The organism is Novipirellula caenicola (genome assembly GCF_039545035.1).
Lineage (GTDB): Bacteria > Planctomycetota > Planctomycetia > Pirellulales > Pirellulaceae > Novipirellula > Novipirellula caenicola.
Window position 1 is genome coordinate 251,932 of sequence record NZ_BAABRO010000003.1, and the last position, 10,871, is coordinate 262,802.

Annotated in this window: 10 protein-coding genes; 3 read left to right on the forward strand and 7 right to left on the reverse strand. The window is 55.5% G+C overall.

Annotation, left to right across the window (positions count from 1 at the left end; genetic code table 11):
* Positions 1–358 precede the first annotated feature (358 nt).
* Together ABEA92_RS08350 and ABEA92_RS08355 are read left to right on the forward strand one after the other, a co-directional pair.
* Positions 359–1,132: a tetratricopeptide repeat protein gene (locus ABEA92_RS08350; RefSeq protein ID WP_345683364.1), complete on the forward strand. Its 774-nt coding sequence runs from the start codon at positions 359–361 to the stop codon at positions 1,130–1,132.
* A 524-nt stretch (positions 1,133–1,656) separates the two neighbouring features.
* Complete coding sequence (locus ABEA92_RS08355) at positions 1,657–3,261, forward strand: glycine--tRNA ligase (RefSeq protein WP_345683639.1); 1,605 nt, start codon at positions 1,657–1,659, stop codon at positions 3,259–3,261.
* Positions 3,262–3,486: 225 nt separating this feature from the next.
* Here ABEA92_RS08355 and ABEA92_RS08360 read toward each other — a convergent pair whose 3' ends face one another.
* The 6 genes from ABEA92_RS08360 to ABEA92_RS08385 form a co-directional block, all read right to left on the reverse strand.
* On the reverse strand, positions 3,487–5,538 hold the full coding sequence (locus tag ABEA92_RS08360; protein WP_345683365.1) for an ABC transporter ATP-binding protein: 2,052 nt from the start codon (positions 5,536–5,538) through the stop codon (positions 3,487–3,489).
* A 238-nt stretch (positions 5,539–5,776) separates the two neighbouring features.
* Positions 5,777–6,742, reverse strand: coding sequence for a hypothetical protein (locus ABEA92_RS08365; protein WP_345683366.1), 966 nt, complete (start codon positions 6,740–6,742; stop codon positions 5,777–5,779).
* Positions 6,743–6,994: 252 nt separating this feature from the next.
* Positions 6,995–7,591 carry a DUF2585 family protein gene (locus ABEA92_RS08370; RefSeq protein WP_345683367.1) on the reverse strand — a complete coding sequence of 199 codons (597 nt, stop codon included), beginning with the start codon at positions 7,589–7,591 and terminating at the stop codon, positions 6,995–6,997.
* 22 nt (positions 7,592–7,613) lie between these two features.
* A complete protein-coding gene (locus ABEA92_RS08375) occupies positions 7,614–8,198 on the reverse strand; it encodes an FAD-dependent oxidoreductase (protein WP_345683368.1) in 585 nt (194 codons plus the stop codon).
* Positions 8,199–8,433: 235 nt separating this feature from the next.
* Positions 8,434–8,682, reverse strand: coding sequence for a hypothetical protein (locus tag ABEA92_RS08380; protein ID WP_345683369.1), 249 nt, complete (start codon positions 8,680–8,682; stop codon positions 8,434–8,436).
* Between the two features lie 212 nt (positions 8,683–8,894).
* On the reverse strand, positions 8,895–9,230 hold the full coding sequence (locus ABEA92_RS08385) for a hypothetical protein (protein WP_345683370.1): 336 nt from the start codon (positions 9,228–9,230) through the stop codon (positions 8,895–8,897).
* A gap of 72 nt (positions 9,231–9,302) precedes the next feature.
* Here ABEA92_RS08385 and ABEA92_RS08390 point away from each other — a divergent pair, with 72 nt between their 5' ends.
* A complete protein-coding gene (locus tag ABEA92_RS08390; protein WP_345683371.1) occupies positions 9,303–9,518 on the forward strand; it encodes a hypothetical protein in 216 nt (71 codons plus the stop codon).
* Positions 9,519–9,559: 41 nt separating this feature from the next.
* Here ABEA92_RS08390 and ABEA92_RS08395 read toward each other — a convergent pair whose 3' ends face one another.
* Positions 9,560–10,705 (reverse strand): hypothetical protein, encoded by a 1,146-nt coding sequence (locus ABEA92_RS08395; protein WP_345683372.1) that lies wholly within the window; start codon positions 10,703–10,705, stop codon positions 9,560–9,562.
* Positions 10,706–10,871 lie beyond the last annotated feature (166 nt).

The window sequence follows — 10,871 nt, forward strand, 5'->3', positions numbered from 1 at the left end:
TTCGACTCACAAAAAATCTAAATGCGTGCTGTGGGTAAAATAGGCGAACTGGGGTGTTTGTACGCAGAGCCTGTCCTGAATTCTAGTTGTGGATTAGCGTCAAGCAACGAAAATCAACTGCTGTACAGGGTTTAGCTCAGGTTTGAGGGCGTCTAACCGTACCTTGGATTCGACCGATTCGCGGCGATGTTGGACGATTCGTTAGAACCGAAAGTTCCGCTATTGCCTTGTGAATCCTTGCGTTGCTAACGTTCGACATAATTCGCACCGTAATTCCATCAATCGAACGCCATTGGAGGGGTTTCGGGGCTTAGCCGCCGAACATCGCTTCGCTCCCCACGTCAGGATGACTTATCTCATGACTGGACAAACGTATCCTGTCGCCTCAGCAGCACGCACCTTTTGCCGATGGAGTTCGCTCGCATCGTGGATCTCGATCTCACTGATCGCTAGTTCGGGGTGCCAGTGGGCGGCCAGCGGTAAAAACGCTCAAGGCGCTCGGCTTTACGAGCAAGGCCAATACACCGCGGCACTGCAGCAGTTCCAGCAGGTGATTGAAACCGACCCCAATAACGCTGATGGCTACTACAATTTGGCCGCTACCACCCATCGGTTGGGGAACCAGCGAGGCGAGAGCGAATTGATCCAGCAGGCCGAAGCGCTCTACAACCAATGTTTGGATCACGATCCGAACCATGTGGAGTGCCACCGCGGTTTAGGGGTGTTGTTGGTCGATACCGGTCGTGCGGATCGGGCTTTTGCACTGCTGAAGAACTGGGCCGCTCAAAACCCCACGTATGCCGAGCCGCGAATCGAGTTAGCGCGTCTGTACGAAGAGTATGGCGAACCGCAAACGGCACTAAAGTATCTCGAAGATTCCGTGCAACTGGATGCCAACAACGCGCGAGCATGGTTGGCGCTAGGGCGATTGCGTGAGAAATCGGGAGATTTGCAGCAAGCACTGCAGAATTATCAACGCAGCCTCGCGATCAATAACATGCAGACGGCCGCTGCTGAACGAATTGCCGCACTGAGCCAGCATTTGAACGCGGTACCGATTCCCTCGACCCAGTCCAATGGCACTCAAATCGCTTCGCCGGTCGGGTATGACAGCGGATTCATCCGCCGCTAGGCGATCGATCGCTCTCTTTTTCGCTAACGCACCGTTCTTGGCAGTCACGTCTCCGGGCGATAGGCGTTCTAATGCTGCAGCGCGGGACCAAACCCATCTACGTTCGCACTAAACGGGCGGTTTTATAGCGGAGCGGCGCGGGGCCCCGCCCGGTCAATTTCGAACGTTTTATTCGCTGCAGCTGGATGAGTCCCCTCGCCGCGATCGCTACCCAAAGTAGACGGCATCGTGTCAGTGAGCGCGGGCTGTGAACGCGGGCCAATGGAATCAGGACGACCCGTGGGGACCTGACTCAGTTCGAACCGTTGAATTAGCCGATGCTTGGGCATCACCGGCTCAACCCTTCTTTGCCTCGTTTGCCGCTGCGAAACCGCTCCTTTGGGGTGGTTCGCTAGCGATTTAGCAGCCCGAGTCTTCGCTTGCTTTGTCCACTCTCGTCGAAACGAGCAAAAAGGCATACGATTGGCGATTCGTTTCAATCGGATCCCGTTCCTCTTTCTCCTAATAAACGCATCATGAAGTCGATGGAAAAAATCGTGTCGTTGTGCAAACGACGTGGCTACTTGTTTCAATCCAGCGAGATTTATGGTGGTATCCAAGGGTTTTGGGACTACGGTCCGCTGGGCGTCGAGCTCAAGCGAAATCTCAAGGACGCTTGGTGGCACGACATGATCAGCGGCCACAACGAGTTGGTGAAACCCGAATCGGCACCGACTGCGTTCGAGATGGTGGGGCTGGATAGCACGATCATCATGCACCCTCAAGTATGGAAGTGCAGCGGTCACTACGATCTGTTCCATGATCACATGGTCGATTGCCGCGAGTCGAAAAAGCGATACCGGTTCGATCAAATTCGCGGTCGCTGGGTCGAGTACCAAGACAAGAAGGTCTTTGTCACCACCATGGCCGAAGCCGAGCAGGAACTTGATGAAGTTCGCCGCCGCGGCATGAAATTTTTCCGGCTTCGCAACAAAGACGCCGACAAGATCAGCGTGGGCGACGAATCGCTGACGCTCGACAAGCTCGATTCCACCGAGAATGTGCTGGCGCCTGACGCAAAGAACTTGGACACGCTCACCGAGCCTCGCGAGTTCAATTTGATGTTCAAAACGACGCTCGGAGCGCTCGGCGGCGAAGACGATACCACGTTCCTGCGTCCTGAGACCGCTCAAGGGATTTTCGTCAATTTCAAGAACGTGCTCGACAGCAGCCGCGTTGGACTGCCATTCGGGATCGGCCAAATCGGCAAGAGTTTCCGTAACGAGATCACGCCGCGGAACTTCACCTTCCGATCGCGTGAATTCGAGCAGATGGAGATCGAGTTCTTCTGTCACCCCGATCAATCTCAGCAGTGGTACCGTTATTGGCGCGATCGCCGTTTGGCATGGTACAAGGCGTTGGGGCTATCGGACGAATCACTGATCATGCGTGAGCACCATCAGGAAGAGTTGGCGCATTACAGTGTCGGCACGGCCGACATCGAGTACGCCTTTCCTTTCTTGCCCGAAGGCGAATATGGTGAGTTGGAAGGCATCGCCCATCGCGGCGACTTCGATCTGCGAAGCCACATGGAAGGCAAACTCGATCCTTCGACTCGGCCAATGCAAGTTGAACTGGGCGAGGACGGCAAACCCAAGTATCGCGGCAGTGGTCGCGATCTAAGTTATCGTGACGAAGCGACCAACGAGAAATTCGTGCCACACGTGGTCGAGCCTTCGGCCGGGGCGGACCGCGGCGCACTAGCGTTCCTGTGCGAAGCCTACACCGAAGACGAAGCGCCGGACGAGAACGGCAAATTGCAAAGCCGCACGGTGATGAAGCTGCATCCTCGCTTGGCTCCGATCAAAGCGGCTGTCTTTCCACTAGTGAAGAAAGACGGCATGCCCGAAGTGGCTCACGAGATCTACGGCGAGCTGAAGCGGCACATGAACGTGTTCTATGATGAAAAAGGCGCGGTGGGCCGACGTTATCGTCGTCAAGACGAAGCCGGTACACCGTACTGCATCACCGTGGACACCGACACGTTGACTGATCGAACGGTCACGATTCGTGATCGTGATACCCTCGAGCAAACTCGCGTGAAGATCGATGACGTGGTTGCCGATCTGCAAACGCGGATCAATGGCTAGCATGGTGATGGGGCTAGAGCATTTTCACTTTTGATGTAGCTGCCGTCGCCAGACGGTGGACCACGTTCTGGCGAACGTAGCTACGGCTTGAATCCCACATCATTTTTTAACCTGCTCTAGCAAAGCAATTGAGCGAGCAAAGCGATTGAGCCGCTCGCCGTGTTGCTGTTTTGTCGATTACATCCATTCGTGAGGTTCCCAGACGGGGCCTCACGGCGACTCGCTTCAGGCCGCAATCGACTTGGTGGCAATTTCTTGCTTCTGATGAAGCAGCCGATAAGCCTCCGACGTACGGATGAGTTCGTCGTGAGTCCCCGTCCCCGTGATTTTGCCCTGTTCCATCACGATGATGCGGTCGGCCAACGTCAGCGTCGACAAACGGTGCGTGATCATCAATGCCGTTCGGCCTTGCAGGAACGTCTCTAGCGCTTCGTGGATAAGACGCTCGCTTTCGGGGTCGATTTGACTAGTCGCTTCATCCAAGACAATCAGAGGTGAATCACGCAAGATCGCGCGAGCCAGCGTCAATCGTTGCCGTTGACCACCGGAGAGTTGGTTGCCATGTTCGCCGATTTTGGTGTCAAATCCGTCGGGCAACGCTTCGATAAATTCCAATGCATGCGATTGTTCGGCGGCTTGGCGAATGCGTTCCGGATCGACGCTGCCGCAGCCATACGCAATGTTTTTGGCGATGGTGTCATCAAACAACGCCGCTTGTTGGCTGACCACGGTCACATAACGGCGAAGGTCTCGAACCGAGTATTCTTTTAGCGAGATGCCATCCAGCAAGACTTCGCCTTCGCGTGGATCATAGAATCGCGGCAGCAGATCCATCATCGTGCTTTTACCCGAGCCGTTGGCCCCGACAATTGCGATGTGTTCGCCTGCGTAGATATCAACGTTGATCTGGTCCAGCACGGTTTGATCACTGCGATAACCAAAGCTGACGTTCTGGAAACTCAGGTCGACCGGGCCCCCAGGCAGAGCACGCGGATGTTTGGGCTCTTCGATTTTTCGTGGGCAATCCAGATGGGCGTACAAGCGATCTGCGGCGAGGGCACCGAGTCGAATGTTCATATGCACGCCGCCGAGTTTTCGCAGCGGGTCGGTTGCTCCTAGTAGCAAGCCATAAAACAGCACCAGCGTGCTGAACGTCATCTGGCTGCCCGACATGCGGATGCCAAAGATATGCGTTTGTTCGCCGAGCACCAAGTAGCCGCCGGCAAGTAGCGACAGACAAACGACGCCGGTGCCGAGTACTTCGTTGTTGCCACGCAGCAGTGCGTCGTACCACGTGATGCGGACTTGTTGTTGGTACAGTTTGGCTGCGGTTTCACGTACCGCCCGCCGTTCTGGTGCTTCGGTGTTATGCGATTTGATCGCTTTGACATAGGTCAGCGATTGAACCAATTGGTTCATCAGCCCCGCCGATCCTTCCATCGCTCGAAGCGTGGTTTGTTTGATTGATTGGTTGATTCGCATCAGCACAAACATGGCTGCGGGACAGACCAATAGTGATACGATCAACAATCGCCAATTCACCAGCGCGGCACCCGCGACACAGGTCGCCAATTTCAGTGGTTCGCGTAGCAAGCGGCCGATCAGCGTTTGTACCGTGCTGCCGATGTGAGTCGTTTCGTAATTCACCCGGCTTGCGAGCGCTCCGGTGCCATGACGATTCAATTCGGCTAAGTCGCTCGAAAGCAGCGAGCGAAATAATTCGTTTTGCAGCCGGAAGACCACGCCCTGCGAGACTCGCGTCACCAGAACCATGTTCATGCCTAGCAGCACGCATCGCACCACGGTCATGGTGATGACAAACGCCACCACGGCTGCGAGCGTTCCAAACGGAGTCGTCGGGGCGTAGGCGTCGATCCAAGGCTGAGCCGCCGCGTGTAGCCGTAAACGCTGTAAAATGGCTTCGCGACGTGCCGCGGTTTCCAGCGCCGCGGCGTCCATCAGTGCGACGTCGTCGCGGGGGGCCAATTCCGCATCAGCGGCCGGTTTTCCCTCGATGTTAGCCTGCCCATTGCCTTCGGCCTGCCCATTGTCTTCAGCCTGCCCGCCCAATTCGGCGAGTTCGGTTTGCAGTTTTGCCGTTTGCTGGGTTGACCAACTCGACACCGTTTGGCCATCAAAGATCACCTCGACAAACGGATAAACGGCGGCAAGATTGCTTCCCCACGTCAATGCGATCAGGAGCGAACAAAGTGTGGCCATCACAACCGACCAACGATATTGGGCGACCAGACGCACCGCTCGGAATAGATTTTTCATGCCAATTCAGTAGAGAGTCGGGGCAGGGAGTGTCGAGGCATTGGAGGATTGCAGAACGCAAATGGCGGCTCACGTCCAGTGCGATCTGCGTTCTAGTAGCGGTGCGACGCGGGGCGTCGCCCGGACGCAGCGTGTAAAAGGTTTGAATTTCAGCGGGCGAGGCCCCTGTCCGCTCCGCAATAAAATCACCTGATTTGTTTCAAAGTAAACGGCATCGGACTGACGCCGTCGCGATGCGTTATGCTGCTTTGCTTTGCTGCGATTGGGTGGTTGTTGGAGCTGGCGAAGCGATCGCTTCGGTTCGCGAGATGGCTTGGCGTTGGACAATCTTCAACGCGGGCAGCTCAGGTTCTTTGGCTTCCAGGATTGCTGCCAGCATCGCCTCACTTGGATGCGGTTTAACCCGCGTTGAGAATCGTCCGAAGAAGACTCGGCGCTCCACGGTTGGACTGGGCGCGGCCACCGCTTCGCCGCTGATGCATGCGTGCAAAAAGGTATCTTTGTCTTGTAGGTAGCCGTGCAGCAATACCTTATCAGGATCGCGAAGATCATGGTTGAGTCGATCGAGTGTCGAAAAGGCGATCGCAGGCGTGCTGCTGTAACCACCTTGTTCACGCAGCAAGTCTCCGAGCCGAACGTCAAAGATACCGTCTTGGTATTCCGGGCTGACTTGGTGAATCAGATCACGACGGTAGCACGCGCCACCATTGATGTGCCGAGCAATCCATCGCTTCTTTTCGATCGGGCGATGACGAAAAGGGCGGTACAAACGAAATTTTTTCTGACAATCACGGTACACATCCGGTACCTCACAACCCATCAGCAATACGTCGCCGCTGGATTGCCAATGATCATCCAAGCGGTCGAGCCAATCGGCGGCAACCGGGCACATGTCCGATTCCATCCACAATGCGAAACCGTTGTTGTCATCGCTCATGTCGGCGACATGCCGCATGCTGTCCCAAAACATCGCCGTTGCGCCGAATGGATAACCGAAAACTTGGGTCGGGCAGTGTAAATGACTCGCCGGAGCGATCCGCGACGCCGATCGCATCAATCGGTCACTCGGTTCCGTCCTTGGACTGGCTGATAGCAAAAACTCAAACTCGCACTTCGGCGATTCCATCGAAAGCATGTGGTCTAAAATCCGCTCGTAACGATCAATTTCTGCTTCCGAAAAGTACGGCAGGATAATAGTGTGCATCGATTCTTGTTTTGCAAGGGAAAGGGATGGATGCATCGTCGATCGGACGAATGCGTTAATCCGAGGCGATGGCGGTATCATCTGTTAGGGGATATATCGTCTTGAGGTTTTAGCGGCAATAACAATTATTCAATTCGCCGCGGATCCATGACTTGGATTTTAGAAATGTCGCGTCAAGAATTGGTTCGCCGCTGCCGCACCCACGGTCCGGCAACGGCACCACAACGACACACATTCGCTCACGCGAAAATTTTATTTTCCGGCTGACTGCCAGTCGCGAATCGCTTCAATCGGGAATGCTAGCATGATGATGTTCATTGCTAGGCTGTCGCGGATCCAAAGGAGAGAAGCGATTTCAAGCAAGGCGACCACCAGCACCGCCATCCAAATGCCGAAGCGATGTCGCGAGACGATTGCGATCACCGTCCCCGTCACACACATCAAATAATCGGAGAGGGAATTTAGAATGCTATCGCCGAAGTAGTCCAGCGAGATGGTGGTTTCTCGGTAACGCTGGATCATCCATGGCGTGTTCTCGGCGATCTCCCAAATCGCTTCGATGCCAGCAATCGCCAACAAGATCGACGACTGGCTGACCTTCTTGCCTGCTAGCAAATGAAAGATCACCCACAACGCAAAGCCGTGTTCCAGATGGGAAAGCGAGTAGGGATCGACCAGGTGCTGAGAATTATGGCTCGACCAAATGTCCCAAGACCAAGGAAGCAGGTCACCGAGTTGGCACCACCACACACGTCCCAGCATCGCCAAGATCGCAGTCATGAAGGCGGCGATCGCTGCGAGTCCGTAGACGGTTTTGGCGGTAGAGACCTGCGGTGAGAACAATGGCAAAACTTTTGGAGCTTTTTAGAGCTTAGGGAGCGATCAGACGGTTAGCCAACCAGCCGCGTTTCAGCCCGGGATCGGCAGCGATGCTGGGCAGCCCTACGGTTTCAACGACACTGCTGGCAGCCTGAATGCCGCTGATCACGGCGCCTTCCATCGTCGCGGGCCAACCGGTGCGTGTCCAGTCGCCCGCCAAACAAAGCCACGGCAATTTAGCCGGGGCAGGGCAGGGGGGCGGGCGAAGTCGCTCGACCGCCGGGCGGATCGAGAACACCGATTTGGGATCGGTGACGACGCGGTGACGCAGCAGCGTTGCCGTTTGAGTCGCTGGAAAGACCGCGGTGAGTTCGGACAGCACTTGCGCGACCATCTCCTCTTTGGACGATCCGCTCATCGGATGCGATCCGCTGATCACGACTTGATAGTAGTGCTCGGATTTTTTTTCGGTAGCGGAACTCGTTGAGAGTTTCGACCAGCCTGGAAAACGTTGACGACTTCCGCCACCGGAAAACCCTCCAATTATCGTTCCAGAGGTGCTAAACGGTTGGCGAAACAGACACTGCGTTAACGAACCGACCAACACCGCGTGAGGTCGGTCGGTGATTGGTTGCAAAGGTAGAGGATCTTGCGGACGTGATCTTAGATACTAAAAGGGAACGGGTCGTACCAAATTTGTGGGCATGTTAAGAGCGTTACGGCCAAATTCGCCGCTGACAGCAACTCCTTCAGCCAGACATGAGATGAAATTCAGCGGTAGCCTCAGCGTTTCCACAGTCGACGATGCGTCGTCATGGCCAATTGTAAAAATAAGAGAACGGGTGAGCTGCTCGTTAATGAGCGAGTAACTCTCACGCTCGTCGCGGCAAATGACAGCGGTGGTAAGTGCGGTGGCGATGCAGCGGATCGGTGCGTTCGGGGCGCTCGGCAACTACGCACAATAAGCGGCTAAAGTCTCGCGCTAATTCGCAGCACGTCTTGGTTTCCAATCCCGATCGCTTGAGCACTTGTGGGACATTTTCGGACGTGTAGCCGCGTTTGTTCGATGTGATCTGGTGGGTAGTCAAGTCGAGCATTTCCAAATAATCTTCCAGCGACATCAGCAAGAAACCTTCGTCGCTGCAGCGGTGACCCGATTGGCTTACGCAGGACCATTTCTTGCCAAAACGCACTTAAGCGATATTGGTCAAGAATCGGCCTCGCTGTTCGGCCCCTGAAACTCCACCATTCCCATCGGCGATGATCGTCTGGATTCGCCGCCAAAGCGAGATGTGATCGCGTTTCAGAAAAGAATTGGCCGTTGCTGTCCTTTTTATCCAGAGCGACATAGGCGGCACACGCCAGCAGCAAGGCTTCGTCGACCATCCGCGTGACATAAAGAAAAGCATCCCGATTCTTCGTCTTCCTGGTTAGCTCGCATCGCGACACCTCGGCAAAGCAGTCGCATCCACCAGCTGATACTGCTGAGTCGATTGCGGATTTCACCACATTTGACGGGGCGTCCAGCGATCGATCGGATCTCTGCTTCGGTTGGCGGAAGCAGCAGCCCATCCGAACTTCGGCGATGCAGACAAATCATCATCCACCGCCGTGCCACCTCGTTGTCGCTCCAGGTGGCAACAACGTCGGGCCGAGTTCGCAGAATCAAATGTACGTGATTTGATAGCAAAGCTACCCCGAGTAGATCTGCTCCAAAGGCCTGAGCGAATTGCATCAGGTATTGTTCGATCCAATCTATGCGATGGTCAAAGTTTTTGCCGGTAACAGGATCATCGCCCATCAAGAAGCAGCGGCGAACGGTCCGACTACAGATGTGGGCGATCGCAATTTCGTCGAGATCGAAGACTTCCCAGCGGGCCAAGAACCATCAAGCACCTCACCGAAGTTGAAGGAACCTGCAACGTCATTAAAAGGGATCTTCCCCTCGGCTAACTGAAAGTCAACCCACGAAAAACATGCCATGTCCCCAGGCGTCGGTTAGACCGACGAGAGACCCAGCGGGTTCTCTCGCGCACAGAGCCAGCTCTGACCGCGACGGCACGCCTCACCCGCGAGACTCTCGGGTGTGCCCGCCGCTCGCTTGAAAATGCGTCCGAATTTACCCACGACATCGCACCAACCGTGTGTGTCCAAACCAATCCGCTGGAGGATAGGCTTCAAATGATCCGGTAGGCTTCCGATCTTGTCGCTACGCAACTGCCGCCCCGTCCAATCGAGCAACTCCAAATAGCGAGCCATCGACAACGGCAAAAAACCCTTGCTGCTCGCCCGACGTCCGGACGCATCCACTGCGGGGCCGATTTCATCATGTTGTTCATCGATCTCGATCGGACTCATCCAACCGCTGCGGCGTCGACGACGGCTCCGTTCCCAGTCGTGGGTATTGGGCCGACTGCGGTCGTCTCGCTCGTTCAGGTCGTCGATCCGATCTTTCGCTCCAGTGTACTCGCTGGACTCTGGCGTCTCGGCCAACGCAGCCCGGATCGGATTGAGATCCACGTACGCCGCGCAAGCCAACAAACTCGCCTCATCGAGCAATCGCTGTGCTTTAAATCTACCTTCCCAAAAGTGGCCGGTTACCTGATCCTCGGCATTGCTACGCCGAGCGATATTTTCAGCCGTGCAGCGCATCCACCAACTGAGATCCGACAACCGACGCCGTCGCTGAGCAAGCACTTCAGGCTGATGGAGGATCATGTCCAACTCGGGCTTGCTTGGATCTGCAGGAGAGCCGTCTTCATTTCGCCGCTGCGGAAATAATCGCAACCAACGCCGGGCCACCTCGTCATCGGACCAAGCCGCTACGACATCGGGCCGACTGCGAAGGACAAGGTGTATGTGGTTGTGCATCACCGAAAAAGTCAAGCAATCGACGGCAAACACCGAAGCTAAGAACTCCAGCCGATCACGAATCCAGCCACGCCGATGCTCATAGGAGTTTCCCGTCACCGGGTCGTCGCCGCACAGAAAGGCCCGGCGTACGCATCTTTGAATGCAATGCACCACTTGGACTTCGAGAGGATCCAGAACTTCACCACGAGCTTGACGAGGCATCGCATCGACTCCATGAGCAGGAATATCGGGGCAGCAGCATAACGCACGCAACCGAATAATCCTACGCATTCAGACGAAATCGTCAAGTGTTTTTGCCTGTCCCTTTCTGCTCCGTTGCCTGTCCCTTTCTGCTCCGCTTTCTACTCCTTTCTGCTGTTCGCGCAGAAGACGCAAGCGGTCATCAAGTGGCGGTGGTTCCGACGGCTTGCAAGTGCGTCCTGATGGCGAATCGTTT

Coding starts and splice junctions, on each gene's coding strand:
- ABEA92_RS08380 (WP_345683369.1), bottom strand. CDS start 8,682: ATGTCGCTGGAAGATTATTTGGAAATGCTCGACTTGACTACCCACCAG.
- ABEA92_RS08395 (WP_345683372.1), bottom strand. CDS start 10,705: ATGCGTAGGATTATTCGGTTGCGTGCGTTATGCTGCTGCCCCGATATT.
- ABEA92_RS08365 (WP_345683366.1), bottom strand. CDS start 6,742: ATGCACACTATTATCCTGCCGTACTTTTCGGAAGCAGAAATTGATCGT.
- ABEA92_RS08350 (WP_345683364.1), top strand. CDS start 359: ATGACTGGACAAACGTATCCTGTCGCCTCAGCAGCACGCACCTTTTGC.
- ABEA92_RS08355 (WP_345683639.1), top strand. CDS start 1,657: ATGGAAAAAATCGTGTCGTTGTGCAAACGACGTGGCTACTTGTTTCAA.
- ABEA92_RS08360 (WP_345683365.1), bottom strand. CDS start 5,538: ATGAAAAATCTATTCCGAGCGGTGCGTCTGGTCGCCCAATATCGTTGG.